Genomic DNA, 16,542 nt, shown 5'->3' with positions numbered 1-16,542 from the left:
CCGCCGGTAGGATTTCGAGGTCATGATCGAGAAAGGCGTCGCGGTGGGGCCGGGCGGGTGCCGGGTGAGCGGCTCCGGCGGCCGATCGACGGCAGGAGCGGCGTGCCACGAAGAATCTCTCTGATCGCCACCGCCCTCATGCTGGCGGCCACGCTGCTGACCGCCCCGGCGGCGTATGTGGCGCGGGCGTTCGTGACCGGGCCCGACGTCACGGACGAGGTCGGCGGGCGCGGCATCACCTGGCGGCCGTGCGAGGGAGAGCCGGACGTCGAGTGCGGCACGTTGGCCGTGCCGATCGACTGGTCCAGGCCGAACGGGCCCGTCGTCAGGCTGGCGCTCGCCCGGCGCAGGGCCGGCGACCCCGCCGCCCGGATCGGAGCCCTGCTGGCCAATCCGGGCGGGCCGGGCAACTCCGGCGTGGACGACGTCCTGCGCAACCCCTCCGGCTTCAGCGAGGAGGTCAGGCGGCGGTTCGACATCGTCGGCCACGACCCCCGGGGTGTCGCCCGCAGCGGCTCGGTGACCTGCCTGGCCTCGGTCTACAACGAGATGCCCGACCCGGTCGTGACGAGCGAGGCCGCCTTCCGCGCGTGGGTCGCGTACGGCAAGAGGCTGCACGCCGGCTGCCGCGAGCTCACCGGCCCCCTGTACGACCACCTCGACGCGGCCGACGTCGCGCGCGACATGGACGCGATCCGTTCGGCGCTCGGCGAGGAGCGGCTGACCTCGTACGGCGTCTCCTACGGCACGCTCGCCCAGCAGCTGTACGCCGAGCTGTTCCCCGGCCGGGTCAGGGCCATGGTGCTGGACGGCAACATGGACCACAGCCTGACCGTCGAGGAGTTCCAGGTGAGCGAGGCGGCCGCGGTCCAGGACAGCTTCGAGGAGTTCGTCGCCTGGTGCGCGCGGGACGCCGGCTGCGTCCTGCGCGGTCGGGACGTACGGGCGCTGTGGCGAGGGCTGCTGGAGCGGGCGGGGCGCGGCGAGCTGACCTGGCCGGGCCTGTTCGGCCGCGCGGTGAGCGCCCACGACCTGCTCTGGCTGGGCGTGGTGCTCAACGAGGCGCCCGCCTGGCGGCGGCTGGCCGCGGTGCTGCGCGCCCTGGCCGGTGGTCCTGTGCCGGGCGACATGCCGGATCCTCCCGGCAACGGGCCCGCGTACGGCGAGTTCGCCGAGCTCCCGACCGCGATCCTCTGCGAGGACTTCGACCTGTCGCTGCGGGACTACGCCGAGTACGCCGGGGTGATGCGCGCCGCGAACGCGGTGGCTCCCGACATGCGCTACAACCCGATGCCGATGGGCGACATGCCGATCTGCCAGGGCCGCCGGCCCGGCAACCCGCGGCATCCGCTGCGGTACACGGGTGACGCGCCACTGCTGGTCGCCACCTCCCTGCACGACCCCGAGACGCCGTACGGGTGGTCGGCGAACGTGGCCCGCCAGCTCGGCGGCAAGGCCACGCTGCTCACGTACGAGGGCTGGGGCCACGGCGTCTACGGCATGACGACCTGCACCACGGCCGCCATGGACGCGTACCTCATCTCGCTGACCGTGCCCGCGCCGGACGCCCGTTGCCCGGCCGAAGAACCCCAGGGCTAGGCCGGGCACCGGGCTAGCAGCCCCCGGAGGCGCGGTCGATGAAGTGCTGCCAGGACGGCTCGGGCAGGCGGTCATCGGTCGGCCTCAGGCTCGACAGCAGCAGGGTCAGGTAGCGGCGCGGGTCGCGCTGGTCGGGATCGCCCGGATGGGCGGTGGCCAGCGCCATGATGACGATGGCCGCCAGGTCCCGTACCGACACGTCGTCCCGCACCTGGCCCGCCTCCTGGGCGCGGGCCAGCACGGCGCTGAGCGGCCCCATGAACCGCTCCACGATGTCGACGGGGAACACGCCCGACTGCTTGACTGCCTTCAGCAGCCCCTGATGGGCGACCAGGGTGTCGACCGCCCCCGCCAGCGCCCCGGCCAGCGCGGCCCCGGCGTCGGGGGCGTCGCCGGCGGTCAGGGCCAGGGGCTCGACCTCCTCGGCGAAGTACGTCTGGAAGGCCGCTCTGATCACGCCGTCGCGGTCGCCGAAGCGCCGGTAGACGGTGGCGCTGCCGATTCCCGCCCGCCGGGCGATCTCGTCGAGGGGGGCCTCCGGGCCGCGTTCGCGGAAGATCTCGATCGCGGCCCGGACGATCCTGTCGGCGTTGCGTACCGCGTCGGCCCGCTGCCGCTGTTCCTGCACACTCACCAGGCGACTTCGAAGGAGGTCAGACCGTAGACGACGTTGAACGCGCGGAACTCGGGCGAGGTGCCGGTCTCGCGCAGCTCGGGGAAGCGCTCGAACAGCGCCGGGAAGGCGATGCGCATCTCCATCCTGGCCAGCGGCGCGCCCAGGCAGTGGTGCACGCCGTGGCCGAAGGCGACGTGGCCGAGGTCGCCGCGGGTGATGTCGAGGCGGTCGGGCTCGGAGATGAACGCCGGGTCGCGGTTGGCCGCCGGCAGCGCGCACATCACCAGCTCGCCGGCCGGGATGCGGACGCCGGACAGCTCGACGTCGGTCATGGTGACCTTGCCCGTGCCGGAGTGCACGATGCTGAGCCAGCGCAGCAGCTCCTCCACCGTGGCGCCGATCCGCTCGGGGTCCTTCCTGAGCAGGTCGAGCTGGTCGGGGTGACGCAGCAGGGCCAGGGTGCCGAGCCCGAGCATGTTGGAGGTGGTCTCGTGGCCGGCCAGCAGCAGCAGGGCGGCGATGCCCACCAGCTCCTCGTCGGCCAGGTCGTCGCCGTGCTCGCGTACGAGCATGCCGAGCATGTCGTCGCCCGGCTCGGCCTTGGCGCGGGCGACGAGCTCGGTCATGTAGGCGCGCTGTTCCAGGTTGGCCGCCGTCCGCTCCTCGACCGGGAGCGAGATGTCCAGCACCTTGCCGGTACGCCGCTGGAACCCGTCGCGGTCCGCGTACGGGACGCCGAGCAGCTCGCAGATGACCAGCGAGGGGATCGGCAGGGCGAAGGCGGTGACCAGATCGGCCGGGGAGCCCGCGCGCTCCATCGCGTCGAGGTGCTCCTTGACGATCTCGTGGATGCGCGGCTCCAGGCGGCGCATCCGGCGCATGGTGAACTCCGGCGTCAGGAAGCGGCGCAGCCGGGTGTGCTCGGGCGGGTCGAAGGCCAGCAGGTTGCCCGCCCGCAGCCGCCGGAGCTGCTCCTCGCTGTATTGCGCGGCGGAGCCCAGCCGGAACGCCATGTTCTGGGCGTTGCTGAAGCGCGCGGCGTCACCGAGCACCTCGCGGACGTCGGCGTAGCGGCTGACGAGCCAGGCGTCGACGCCAAACGGGGTGGGCATGCGCCGCACGCCCTCCTCGTCGCGCACCGCCGACAGCTCGGGGTCGGGATCGAACACGTCGCGCCGCATGTGCAGGGGCAACGTCAGAGGTTCGCTCATGTCATCTCCCGTGCGGAACCGGCCCCGGACGGACTTCGTCGACCGCCTCCCGTAAGACCGCGTCCCCTCAAAACGAGAGTAACCCATCGTTTCGCCGGCCGCGCGATCTTCTCGCGCGGCAGCGTCGGTCGGTCGGTTCGTCGGATGTTGTCAGCGGCCGAGGGTGCCCAGCCAGCCTTCGATCGCCTCCGTCATGGACGGGGCCATCTCCTCCAGCATGGTGAAGTGGTCGCCCTTGACCTCCTTGGCGCACTGGGCGGCCGGCCACGACGACCGCCACCGTTCGGGAGCGGGCTGTGACAGCGGCGTGTCCGGGGTGATGAACAGGATCGGCGCCGCCACCTCCTCCAACGTCGTCTCACGGAAGAGCCGGTAGTAGCGGCCCATGGCGGACAGCCGGGCGTCCGAGAACGGGCCGAACTTCTCCTCCCGGTCGAACATGCCCCGCATCATGTCCTCGCCCAGATCGTCGATGAGGGCGTCGTCCGGCAGGAAGGTGTCCAGCAGCACGAGCCCCGTCGGCGGGAGGCCGCGCCGCTCCAGGAGAGTGGCCACCTTGTGCGCGAAGTTGCCGCCGGCGCAGTAGCCGAGCAGCGCGTACGGGCCGCCGGGCGGGACGTTCGCGGCCACGATCTCGGCCCACAGGGAGACGGCGGCCTCGACATCGGCCGGCAGGCCCTCGTTCTCGGCGTAGCCGTGCACCGGCAGCGCGTACAGGTCCCTGATGCCGCGGAAGGCGGCGCCGAGCCGGGCGAACTGGGCCGCGCCGCCGAGCGCCATGGGGGTGCTCATGCAGAACAGCGGCATCCCGCCGGGGCCCTCGGCCAGCTTGAGCGCGGCCGGGAGCGCGGGCAGCTCGGCGGGCGAGCCGAACGAGTCGCGCAGGCCGGCGGCGGCTTCGAGCAGCACCAGGCTCTCGTGGACGCGATGGTCGCGCATCGCCCGGCGCAGCAGCGTGCTGAGCCCGCCCTGCTCCCCCGTCCGTCCGAGCCGGCCGGACAGGTGGGCGGCCAGCGCGGACGGGCTGGGGTGGTCGAAGACGACGGCGGTCGGCAGGCGCACTCCGATCGCCTTGCTCAGGGCGTTGCGCAGCTCCACGGAGGTGAGCGAGTCGAAGCCGGCCTCCAGGAAGTTCTGGCCGGCGTCGAGCGCCTCGGGGCCGGCGTGGCCCAGGATCCTGGCCGCGTGGGTCCTGACGAGGTCGCGCAGCTTGGGCAGGCGCTCCTCCTCGGGCAGCGCGGCGAGCCCGGAGTCGCCGTCCCCGCCGTCGTCGCCCTCGGCCTCCGCGGCGAGGATCTCCCGCACCTCGGGCAACGCGCGCAGCAGCGGGCGGGGCCTGGCCAGCGTGTACGCGGGGGCGAATTTGGCCCAGTCGATGTCGGCCACCACCAGGTGCGTCTCGTCGTGGCCCAGGGCGCTTTCGAGCACGGCCGTGGCCCGGCCCGGGTCCATGGCGCGCAGGCCGAGGCGGCGCAGCCACTCGCCGATCTCGCCGTCCGCCATCCCGCCGCCGTCCCAGGCGCCCCAGGCGATCGACAGCGCGTGGCCGCCCCTGGCGCGGCGGGCGTCGGCGAGCGCGTCCAGCACGGCGTTGGCCGCCGCGTACGCCGCCTGCCCGGCCTGGCCCCAGACGGCCGCGCCCGAGGAGAACAGCACGAACCGTTCGAGCGCGTCACCGGGGAACAGGGCGTCGAGGTTGGCCGCGCCCGCGACCTTGGCGTCGGCCACGGCGGCGAGCTCGCGGGGGGTGAGGTCGGCGAGCGCGGCACTGTCGTGCACGACTCCGGCGGCGTGGAACACCGCGGTGGGCGCGAGACCGTCGAGCGCGGCGGCCAGGGCGGGGCGGTCGGCCACGTCGCAGGCTGCGATCGTGACACGGGCACCCAGGTCGACCAGCTCGGCCTCCAGCTCAGCGGCCCCGGGAGCCGCCGGGCCCCGGCGACCAAGGAGCACGATGTGCCCAGCACCACTTTCGGCCAAGCGGCGCGCCACGTGAGCGCCGACCCCACCGGTGCCACCAGTGACGACGACCGTGCCGTGGGGCCGCCAGACATCCCCGGCCGGGCCAGCGTCGTAGGGGTGCCGGGCCTCACCTACCGAGCCTGCGCCGTGAGAGCGACTGGCGCCGCCCGTCGAGCCTGCGCCGTGCAGACGCCCGGCGTCGCTCGCCGGACCTGCGTCGCGGGAGCGAACTGCGTCGCCCGCGTGAGCCGTGGTGCCGGCACGGATCAGACGCCTGCCATACGCCTTGCCGTCCCTGAGCGCGAGCTGGTCCTCGTCGCCGGTGAGAGCGGTGACCAGGGCGTCGATGTCGGCGGCGGTGGGGGCGGCGGGCAGGTCGATCAGGCCGCCCCAGGTGGCGGGGTGGTCGAGGGCCAGCACGGTGCCGAGCCCCCAGACGGCGGCCTGGTACGGCGCCGTCACCTCGCCGGGGCGTTCGGTGGCGACGGCACCACCGGTGACGGCCCAGAGCGGGGCGGTGACACCGGCGCCGGCGAGCTCCTGGGCGACGGCGAGCGTGGCGACGGTGCCACGGGCGAGCACGGGATGCGCGGGGTCGGGCCGGTCGTCCATGGCGACCAGCGACAGCACCCCGTCAAAGACACCGTCGCGCACCGCGTCCCGGAGGGCGGCTGGGACGGACTCGGCGGTCGCGTCCGGGAGGGTGACCCTGGCGGTTTCGGCACGCGCGTGCAAGGTGGGCTCGGCAGGGGCCTCCGCGACGGTTATGGTGGCGCCGCGTTCCCCCATGATCGCAGCCAGCCTGGCACCGAGGCCCGATGCCTCGCCGGAGGGGGTGATGACGAGCCAGTGCCCGGTGAGCGGGGTGGGTGGCCGGTCCTGGAGCAGGCGCCAGGACGTGCGGTAACGCCACGACCCGAGCACGTCCGCCTCACGACGACGGCGGCGCCAGTCGGTGAGGGCGGGCAGCACCTTGCCGACGATCTCCGGCTCCAGCGCCACCTCGAGATCGCCACGCTCGGCGGCGGCCCAGAACTCCGCATCCCCCGGCCCCTCGGCCGCCGCCTGCGGTTTGGCGGGGGTGAGCCAGTAGCGGGTGTGCTGAAAGGCATAAGTCGGCAGCTCGACCAGCCGGCCCACGGCTCGCCCAACAGCGGACTCGCTGGTCGAGCCGCTGGTGGACCCGTTGGCGGGACCGGCGGTGGCACCAAGGGCGGAGGCGGTGGGTGGGAGGGTTAGGTTGACGCCGTTGGTGTGGAGGGTGGCGGCGGAGATGAGGGCTCGGGTGGGGCCGCCTTCGTCTCTGCGGAGGGTGCCGGTGACCACGGCGGTGTCCTGGCCCAGTTCGTGCAAGGTCTCCTGGATGCTGCCGGTGAGCACCGGGTGGGGGCTGGACTCGATGAAGACGCCGTAGCCCTGGCCGGCCAGGGTCGTGACGGCTTCGTGGAAGCGGACGGTGTGGCGCAGGTTTTCGTACCAGTAGGCGGCGTCCAGGCCGGTGCCGTCGCACCACTCTCCCGTGACGGTCGAGAACATCGGCAGCGTGGTGACGCGCGGGCGGATGGGGGCGAGTTCGCGGAGCAGCCGGTCGCGGAGTTCCTCCACCTGGGCCGAGTGGGAGGCGTAGTCGACGGGCACGTGCCTGGCCCTGACGCCCTCGGCGGTGAGGTCGGCGACGAGCTGGTCCAGCGCCTCGGGCGGGCCGGAGACCACGGCCGAGCGGGCGCCGTTCACGACGGCGAGCGAGAGGCCGCCGAGTCTGGGCGCCAGTTCCTCTGCAGGTAGGGCTACCGAGACCATGCCGCCGCGTCCGGCGAGCACGTCGCGGATCGCCTTGCTGCGCAGGGCCGCCACGCGGGCGCCGTCCTCCAAGGACAGGGCGCCGGCGACGACAGCGGCGGCGATCTCGCCCTGCGAGTGGCCGACGACCGCGTCGGGGCGCACGCCGTACGAGCGCCACAGACCGGCCAGTGCCACCATGACCGCCCACAGCGCGGGCTGCACGATGTCGACCCGGCGCAGCGCCTCCTCGTCGCCCAGTACGTCCTCGACCTTGCCCCACTCCACGTACGGCTCCAGCGCCCGCGAGCAGGCCTTGAACCGTTCGGCGAAGGCCGGCGACCGGTCGAGCAGTTCGGCGGCCATGCCCGTCCATTGGGATCCCTGGCCGGGGAAGACGAGCGCGATCTTGCCGCGAGCGTCGGCGGTGCCGCGTACACCCGCCTCTCCGCCCTCGGCGAGCGTCCGCAGGCCGGCGAGGAGGTCGGTGGTGGGGCTGGGCGGTTCCGGGGCGATGAGGACGGCGCGGTGACGGTACGGGGTTCTGGTCGCCAGGGTGTGGGCGACGTCGGCCGGAGAGAGCTCCGGGTGCCGATCGAGATGGTCGGCCAGCCGCCCGGCCTGGTCGCGCAGCGCCTGTTCGGTCTTGCCTGACAACATCCACACGACAGGTCCCGCCATGAGCCCCTCGGCCTGCTCGGCTGCGAACCCGCCGAGGCGCCCGTCGGAGCGCCGGTCCGCGGCCTCGCCGGCGGGCCCGTTCGCCACCACGGCTGCGGGCGCGGGGTCGGGGTGTTCGAGGATGAGGTGGGCGTTGGTGCCGCTGACTCCGAAGGAGGAGACGCCCGCCCGGCGCGGCCGGTCCAGGTCGGGCCAGGGCCGGGCCTCGGTGAGCAGGCGTACGTGCCCCGCCGACCAGTCCACGTGCGACGACGGCGCGCTGACGTGCAGCGTGGGCGGCAGCACCCCGGCGCGCAGCGCGAGGACGGTCTTGATGATCCCGGCGATGCCGGCCGCCGCCTGGGTGTGACCGATGTTGGACTTGATCGAGCCGAGCCAGAGCGGCCGGTCCTCGGGCCGGTCCTGCCCGTACGTGGCCAGCACCGCGTGCGCCTCGATCGGGTCGCCCAGGGTCGTGCCGGTCCCGTGCGCCTCGACCAGGTCGACGTCGGCGGGGCCGAGCCCGGCGTTGGTCAGGGCGCGGCGGATGACCCGCTGCTGGGACACGCCGTTGGGCGCCGACAGGCCGTTGCTGGCGCCGTCCTGGGTGACCGCCGTGCCGCTGACCAGCGCCAGCACGGGGTGGCCGTGCCGGCGGGCGTCGGAGAGGCGTTCCAGCAGCACCAGGCCGGCGCCTTCGCCCCAGCCGGTGCCGTCAGCGTCGTCGGAGAACGCCCGGCACAGGCCGTCGGCCGACAGCCCGCGCTGGCGGCTGAACTCGACGAACACGTCCGGTGTGGACATCACGGTCACGCCGCCGGCCAGCGCCATCGTGCTCTCGCCTCGGCGCAGCGACTCGCAGGCCAGGTGGACGGCCACCAGTGAGGAGGAGCAGGCGGTGTCGATGGTGATGGCCGGGCCTTTGAGCCCGAACACGTACGAGATCCGGCCGGAGATGACCGACGTGGCGTTGCCGGTGAGCAGGTGGCCTTCGGCCTCGGCGCCGGCGGCGGTGCCGTACCCGCTGTCGAAGGCGCCGACGAACACGCCGACCTGGTCGCCCTTGAGCGCGGCCACGTCGAGCCCGGCGCGTTCGAACGTCTCGTGCGCCACCTCCAGGAGCATGCGCTGCTGCGGGTCGGCGGCCAGCGCCTCGCGCGGCGAGATGCCGAAGAAGCCGGCGTCGAAGTCGCCCGCGCCGTGCACGAAGCCGCCTTCCCTGGTGTAGCTGGTGCCGGGGGCGCGGCCGTCCGGGTCGTACAGGGCGTCGAGGTCCCAGCCGCGGTCCTCGGGGAAGGCGCCGATGGCGTGCCTGCCCTCCGCGACGAGCCGCCACAACCCTTCAGGGTCCTGTACGCCGCCGGGGAAGCGGCAGCTCATCGCCACGATCGCGATGGGCTCGCGGCTTTCCTGCTCGATCTCGCGCAGCCGCTGCCTGGCGCCCTGGAGGTCGGCGGTGACCCGCCTGAGGTAGTCGAGGAGCCGCTGTTCATCCGCCACGTCGTCTCACCTTCCGAGAGGTTCAGAGCCCTTTGTCGATCAGCGCGAGCAACTCGTCGGCGCTGGCGGTCTCGATGCCGGCGCCGGTTCCCGCGGCGGCGGGCCGTTCCCCGCGCCAGCGCGTGAGCAGGCCGTCGAGCCGGTCCGTGACGATGGACCTGGTCTCCGCGTCGGCGTCGAGCCCGGCCAGCAGGACGGCGATCCGGTCCAGCTCGCGCAGCACCTGCTCGCCCTTGGGCGCGGCGGGCGCCAGCTCGCCCAGCAGGTGTTCGGCCAGGGCGGCGGGGGTCGCGTGGTCGAAGACGAGCGTGGACGGCAGTTGCCTGCCGGTGGCCGCGCTGAGCCCGTTGCGCAGTTCGACGGCGGTGAGCGAGTCGACGCCGAGGTGCTCGAACGTCTGGTCCGCCGCCACCTCTTCGGCCGAGCCGTGCCCGAGCACCACCGCGACCTGGCCGAGCACCAGGTCGTGGACGAGCGCACGGCGTTCCTCCTCGCCCAGCGCGGCCAGCCGGTCCGCGAGGCCGGCCTGGTCGCGGCGGACGGCGGCGGCCCTGCGGGTGCGACTGCCGGGCGGCAGCGCGCGCAGCAGCGGCGGCAGCGCGTCGCCGCGCGCGGCCAGCGCCTTGACGTCGAACGCGGCCGGCACGAGTACGGGCTCCGGCCGGGCCAGCGCGGCGTCGAGCAGGGCGAGCCCGTCCTGGACCGGCAGCGGTACGAGCCCTTCGCGGGCCATCATGGCCAGCTCGTTCTCGTCGAGCCCGTCGAGCATGCCGCCCGCCCACGGCCCCCAGGCCAGGGAGCGCACGGGGTGCCCGGCGGCGTGGTGTCGGCGGGCGAACGCGTCGAGGTAGGCGTTGGCGGCGGCGTAGTTGCCCTGGCCGGTGCTGCCCGCCGTGCCGGCCAGGGACGAGAAGAGGACGAAGGCGCGCAGGTCGTGGCCTCGGGTGAGCTCGTACAGGTGCCGCGCGGCCGTGGCCTTCGGACGCAGGACGCGGTCGAGGCGTTCGGGGGTGAGCGCGGCGATCACGCCGTCGTCGAGTACGCCCGCGCAGTGCACGACGGCGGTGAGTTCGCGGCCGTCGATGAGGTCGGCCAGCGCCTCGCGGTCGCCGGCGTCGGCGGCGGCGATCTCGGCGTCGGCGCCCAGCTCCGACAGCTCGGCGAGCAGCTTCTGCGCGCCCGGCGCGTCGGGGCCTGAGCGGCTGGTGAGCAGCAGCCGCCGTACGCCGTGCGTGCCGGCCAGGTGCCTGGCCACGGCGCCGCCGAGCCCGCCGGTGCCGCCGGTGATGAGGACGGTGCCGTCGGGGTCGAGCGGGGCGGGGACGGTGAGGACGACCTTGCCGATGTGCCTGGCCTGCTGCATGTGCCGGAAGGCGTCCTTGGCCTGCCGGACGTCCCAGCAGGTGCGCGGGTGGTGGCGGAGGTGTCCGTCGGCGAACAGCTCCAGGAGGTGACGGAGCATCTCGCCGATCCTGGCCGGCCCGGCCTCGCCCAGGTCGAAGGCGGTGTAGCCGGGGGTGCTTGGGCGGAGGTCGGTTTTGCCCATTTCGATGAAGCGGCCGTCGGGTTTGAGGAGGTTGAGTGAGGCGTCGGTGAAGTCTCCGGCCAGGGAGTTCAGGACGACGTCCATCTGTGGGAAGCGGTCGGCGAACTCCAGGGTGCGGGAGCTTGCCAGGTGGTCTTCGTCCAGGCCGGTGGCCGGCCATTTGGCGGGGCCGGCGGTGCCGTAGACCTCCGCGCCGAGGTGGCGGGCGATCTGCACCGCCGCCATGCCGACGCCGCCCGCCGCCGCGTGGATCAGCACCTTCTCCCCTGGTTGGAGGCCGGCCAGGTCCACCAGGCCGTAGTACGCGGTCAGGAACGCCACCGGCACCGCCGCCGCCTCCGCGAACGACCACCCCTCGGGGATGGACGCGAGCTGACGGTGGTCAGTGATCGCCAGCGGGCCGAACGCGCCGCCGTCGAACATGCCCATCACCCACTCGCCCACGGCCACGCCGGTCACGCCTGGGCCGACCTCGGTGACGACGCCGGCGCCCTCCAGGCCCATGGGGCCGGCCTCCCCCGGGTACATGCCGAGGGCGTTGAGCACGTCGCGGAAGTTGACTCCCGCCGCGCGGACGGCGATCCGTACCTGGCCGTCCGTCAGCGGCGCGATCGCTTCGGGGGCGGGTACGGCGGTGAGGCGGTCGAGGCTGCCCTTGTCCTCGCTGTCCACCCGCCACGCGTCGGCCGGAACGGTGAGTGCGGCGGGCACACGGGCGAGCCGGGCCGCCTGTGCCTTGCCTTCGCGGATGCGGATCTGGTGCTCTCCTACGGCGAACGCGGACAGCAGCGGTTCGGCGTCGAGGTGTTCGCCGGGGGCGTCACCGGGTTCGGAGTGCTCGGCCAGGAGGAACAGGCCGGGATGCTCGGCCTGGGCTGATTTGATCAGGCCCCACACGGCGGCGATGTCCGGATCGGCGCTGTCGCCGGTGATGATGGCCAGCTTGGCTCCTTGCGGGCGGTCCGCGGCGATCCAGGTCTGGAGCAGGGCGAGCGTCCGTGGCAGGTCGCCGTCCACCCGTACGAGGAGCGTCTCGTTCTCGGCCGGATCGGACGGAATGCCGTCGCCGGCGGAGATCCAGCGGTGCCCGCCGCCGGGCTGGGCGGGGAGCACGGGGACCCATTCGAGGTGGTAGAGGGAGGTCGGACGCCTGGTGAGCTGGTCGGCCGACACCTCGCGCAGGGCCAGCGAGCCGATCGACACCACGGGGTTGCCCGCCTCGTCCGCCGCCTCGATGCTCACGGCGTGGGGGCCGGGGGTGAGATGGACGAGGAGTTTGGTGGCGCCGGTGGCGTGCAGGGTGACGTCGGTCCAGGCGAACGGCAGCTCGACGGCGTCGATGCTCGGGTTGGCGAGGTCGATGCCGTGCAGGGCGGCGTCCAGCAGCGCCGGGTGGATGCCGAACCCTTCCCCGGCCTGGTCAGGCAGGTCCACTTCGGCGTAGACACTGCCGTCGGAGGCTGACCACGCTTTCGTCACGCCCCGGAATGCCGGTCCGTAGGCGACGCCTTGTTCGGCCAGACGGTCGTAGAAGCCGTCCAGATCGATGGGGGACGCCTCGGGCGGTGGCCAGGATCCGATCGGGGTTGGCGGTGCGGCTTCTGCGGTCAGGATTCCTGTCGCGTGGCGGGTCCAGACGTCGTCGCCGGTGCGGGAGTGGATGGCCAAGGGACGGCTGCCGTCCTCGTCGGCTGCCGCCACCGACACGTGCAGAGCCGTGCCCTCGTGCGTGACAGGAAGTGGCGCGTGCAGGGTCAGCTCCCGCAAAGCCGGGCTGCCTGCTTGGACACCGGCGTGCAGGGCCAGGTCGACGAACGCGGTCCCGGGCAGCAACGCCGTGCCCATGATGGCGTGATCGGCCAGCCACGGATGGCTCTTCAGCGACACCTGGCCGGTCAGGACCAGCGCATCGCCGTCGGGAACCGGGACCAGCGCTCCCGCCAGCGCGTGGCCGCCGGCCACCTGGCCCAGACTCGCGACCTCGCCTGTGCCGGTGGGTTCCGGGGTCAGCCAGTAGCGACGGTGCTGGAACGGATATGTCGGCAGATCGACCCGTCTGGGCCGCAGCGGAGCGTAGAAGGCTTCCCAGTCCACGTCCGTGCCCCGGGCGTAAGCCCGACCGACCGCCGCCACCAGCGCGCGTGCCTGGGAATCGTCACGGCGGCCCGAAGTCGGGATATATGCGACCTTGTCGCCGGAGATCTGCGGACCCAGACCCGACAACACCCGGCCCGGACCCAACTCCAGACACGTCACCACTCCGGCCTGCTCCAAAGCCGAGATCCCGTCGGCGAAGCGGACCGTCTGCCGCACCTGCGCCACCCAATACTCCGGATCAGCCATCCGCTCCCCGGCCGGTTGCCCATCCAGGTTCGAGATCACCGGAATGCGAGGGGCGTGAAAGGTCAGCGTCTCGGCCACCGCGCGGAACTCGTCCAGCATCGGCTCCATCAGCGCCGAATGGAACGCATGACTCACCGACAGGCGACGGCAGCGCACCCCTTGCGCGGTGAGCCGGTCGGCGGCGGCCAGCACCTCGGATTCGGGACCGGACAGCACCAGCGCCGCCGGGCCGTTGATCGCGGCAAGCTCCACCCCCGCGCCCAGCAGCGGACGTACCGCCTCCAAGCCAGCCGACACCTGAACCATCACCCCACCAGCAGGAAGCTCCTGCATCAACCGGCCCCGAGCCGCCACCAGAGCACAGGCATCCCGCAACGACAACACCCCTGCGACATGCGCCGCTGCTACTTCGCCGATCGAATGCCCCAGCAGCACATCCGCCGACATCCCCCACGACTCCAGCAACCGCGCCGACGCCACCTCCACCGCGAACAACCCGGCTTGTGCGAACCGCGTCTGATCCACCCGCTCCGGATCCGACCAGATCACCTCACGCACCAGCTCATCGCCGAAGCCCGCCAGCACCTCCTCGAACACGTCCCGAAAGACCGGGAACGCTTCCGCCAGTTCCCGGCCCATCCCCAGCCGCTGACTCCCCTGCCCCGCGAACAGCCACCCCGTCTTCCCCTCCACCACCGACTCCACCACCACCGGAGCCGACCCCAGTTCCCCACGATCAGCGGCCACCAACACACCGCGCCGCTCCAGCACGTCCCGGCTGGTCACGAGCGAATACCCCACGTCGGCAGGCGTCACGTCCCGCAACGACACCTCGGACAATGCCGCGCGTAGTTGCTCGGTGACGGCCGCGAGACCGGATTCGCTCCGAGCCGACAGCACCACCGGCACCAGCGCGTCCCCCACAGGCTGCGGCTGCTCGGCAGGTGTCTCAGGGGGCGCCTGTTCGAGGATGATGTGCGCGTTGGTACCGCTGATGCCGAACGACGACACCCCACCCCTGCGCGGGCGCCCCAGCTCCGGCCACTCCACGGCGTGCTCGGGCAGCCGGATGTCGCCCCGCGTCCAGTCCACGTGAGTGGTGGGCTCGTCGACGCCCAGCGTCGCGGGGATGACGCCGTGCCGCAGCGCCAGCACCATCTTGATCACCCCGGCGACACCGGCGGCGGCCTGCGTGTGGCCGATGTTCGACTTGACCGAGCCGAGCCAGAGCGGCACCTGCCGCCCCTGCCCGTACACCCCCAGCAACGCCTGCACCTCGATCGGATCCCCCAGCATCGTGCCGGTCCCGTGACCTTCGACCACGTCCACCTCGCTTGCGCTCAGCCGGGCCTTGGCCAGCGCGGTGGTCAGCACCTCCCGCTGCGCCACCTGGGAGGGGGCGGTCAGCCCGTTGGAGGCGCCGTCCTGGTTCAGGGCCGAAGCACGAACCACCGCCAGCACCCGATGCCCCAACTCCCGAGCCCGCGACAACGGCTCCACCAGCACCATGCCCGCGCCCTCTGAGAACACCGTCCCGTCAGCAGCCTCGGCAAAAGCCTTGATCCGCCCGTCTCCCGCCAGCCCACGCTGCCGCGAGAACTCCACGAACACCTCAGGCGTGGACAACACCGTCACCCCGCCCGCCAACGCCAGCGAGCACTCACCGCGCCGCAACGCCTCACACGCCAGATGCAACGCCACCAACGACGACGAGCAGGCGGTGTCGACGGTCACAGCGGGGCCGCGCAGGCCGAACGCGTACGCCAGCCGTCCGGACATGACGGCCGTGGACGCGCCGGTGAGCAGGTGGCCCTCGACCCCGGCGGGGGCGGCGCCGAGGCCGTAGCCGCTGGAGGCCGCGCCGATGAACACGCCGGTGTCGCTGCCGCGCAGCGCGCCGGGCCTGATGCCGGCCCGTTCGAACAGCTCCCACGAGCTCTCCAGCAGCAGCCGCTGCTGCGGGTCGGAGGCGAGCGCCTCGCGCGGGCTCATGCCGAAGAACTCGGCGTCGAAGCCGGCGACGTCCTCGACGAATCCGCCTCGGGTGACGTACGTGGTTCCGGTGGCGTCGGGGTCGGGGTCGGACAGGCGCTCCAGGTCCCAGCCTCGGTCGGCGGGGAACGGCGTGATGACCGACCGCTCAGACTCCAGCACCCGCCACAGGTCCTCGGGGCTGCGCACGCCGCCGGGCAGGCGGCAGCTCATGGACACGATGGCGATCGGCTCGTGCGCCCGCTCCTCCCACTCGCGCAGCCGGCGGTTGGCGCGGCGCAGGTCGGCGGTTGCGCGCTTGAGGTAGTCGCGGAGCTTGTCGTCGTTGGCCATGCTGTCCTGCCTCATGGTTGGATGCCGAGCTCGTCGTCGAGGATGCCGAACAGCTCTTCGTCGTTGTCCGGGTCGAACTCCTGTACGTCGTCCGCGTCGGCCTCGTGGGCGTCGCTCCACCGGCGCAGCAGGATCCGCAGCCGCGCGATCACGCGGGCGGCGTCGTCGCCGGGCACCGCGGCCAGGGCCGACTCCAGGCGGTCCACCTCGTCCAGTACGTCCTGCGCCGGGTCGGCGCGCGTCTCCGGCGCGAGCTCCGCGAGGAGCCGGGCCGCGAGCAGGCGGGGTGTGGGGTGGTCGAAGACGAGGGTGGACGGCAGCCGCAGGCCGGTGGCGGCGTTGAGCCGGTTGCGCAGGTCCACGCCGGTGAGCGAGTCGAACCCGATCTCGTTGAACGCCCGATCCGGCCGTACCGCGTCGGGGCCCGTGTGCCCGAGCACTCCGGCGGCCTGCTCGCACACGAGCCGGGTGAGGTCGGCCTCGCTCATCGCGGCGAGGTCGCGTACGGCGGAGGATCCGGCGGCGGCGCGGGCGGCGCGGGCGGTGACGAGGCCCGCGAGCAGGGTGGGCAGCGGGCCCGGCCCGGAACGGTAGGCGGCCAGGTCGAGCGGGGTGGCCACGAGGAGCGGCTCGGCCACGTTCCAGGCGGCGTCGAAGAGGGCGAGTGCCTTGTCGGTGGTGAGCGTGCCGAGACCGGAGCGGCCGATGCGGTCGATCTCGACGTCTCCCAGGTGTGCGGTCATACCACTGCGTTCCTCCCAGAGTCCCCAGGCGAGGGACTGCGCGGGCAGGCCGCGGGCGGTGCGGTGGGCGGCGAGGGCGTCCAGGGCCGCGTTGGCGGCCGAGTAGGCGGACTGGCCTGCTGGGGAGAGGAGGGAGGCGGCGGAGGAGTAGAGGATGAAGGCGTCCACGTCGCCGGCCAGTTCGTGCAGGTTCCAGGCGGCGACGGCCTTGGATGCCAGGACCTTGTGCAGGCGTTCGGGGGTCAGGGACTCGATCAC

The 16,542-nt window shown here is 73.2% G+C and carries 6 protein-coding genes; 1 reads left to right on the top strand and 5 read right to left on the bottom strand.

The window, feature by feature from the left end; translation table 11 throughout:
- The first annotated feature begins 102 nt into the window (after positions 1–102).
- Positions 103–1,599 carry an alpha/beta fold hydrolase gene (locus AB0C27_RS41200; RefSeq protein WP_357856405.1) on the top strand — a complete coding sequence of 499 codons (1,497 nt, stop codon included), beginning with the start codon at positions 103–105 and terminating at the stop codon, positions 1,597–1,599.
- Positions 1,600–1,612: 13 nt separating this feature from the next.
- Here AB0C27_RS41200 and AB0C27_RS41195 read toward each other — a convergent pair whose 3' ends face one another.
- The 5 genes from AB0C27_RS41195 to AB0C27_RS41175 form a co-directional block, all read right to left on the bottom strand.
- Entirely contained in the window at positions 1,613–2,233 is a 621-nt protein-coding gene (locus tag AB0C27_RS41195) for a helix-turn-helix domain-containing protein (RefSeq protein ID WP_357856402.1), read from the bottom strand.
- Positions 2,230–3,426 (bottom strand): cytochrome P450, encoded by a 1,197-nt coding sequence (locus AB0C27_RS41190; RefSeq protein WP_357856400.1) that lies wholly within the window; start codon positions 3,424–3,426, stop codon positions 2,230–2,232. The genes AB0C27_RS41195 and AB0C27_RS41190 overlap by 4 nt, the downstream gene beginning before the upstream one ends.
- 150 nt (positions 3,427–3,576) lie before the next feature.
- Positions 3,577–9,327 (bottom strand): type I polyketide synthase, encoded by a 5,751-nt coding sequence (locus AB0C27_RS41185; protein WP_357856397.1) that lies wholly within the window; start codon positions 9,325–9,327, stop codon positions 3,577–3,579.
- Positions 9,328–9,349: 22 nt separating this feature from the next.
- A complete protein-coding gene (locus AB0C27_RS41180) occupies positions 9,350–15,556 on the bottom strand; it encodes a type I polyketide synthase (RefSeq protein ID WP_357856394.1) in 6,207 nt (2,068 codons plus the stop codon).
- Positions 15,553–16,542 (bottom strand): KR domain-containing protein (locus tag AB0C27_RS41175; protein ID WP_357856391.1); only part of this gene is annotated, 990 nt, incomplete at its 5' end. The genes AB0C27_RS41180 and AB0C27_RS41175, both read right to left, overlap by 4 nt.

This window comes from Nonomuraea sp. NPDC048882 (genome assembly GCF_040649755.1).
GTDB lineage: Bacteria > Actinomycetota > Actinomycetes > Streptosporangiales > Streptosporangiaceae > Nonomuraea > Nonomuraea maheshkhaliensis.
The sequence above is the reverse complement of the archived record's forward strand: the minus strand, read 5'-3'. Positions and strand labels throughout refer to the sequence as shown.

Excerpts from the sequence above, each read along its gene's own strand:
- AB0C27_RS41190 (WP_357856400.1), bottom strand. The coding sequence starts at position 3,426 with ATGAGCGAACCTCTGACGTTGCCCCTGCACATGCGGCGCGACGTGTTC.
- AB0C27_RS41180 (WP_357856394.1), bottom strand. The coding sequence starts at position 15,556 with ATGAGGCAGGACAGCATGGCCAACGACGACAAGCTCCGCGACTACCTC.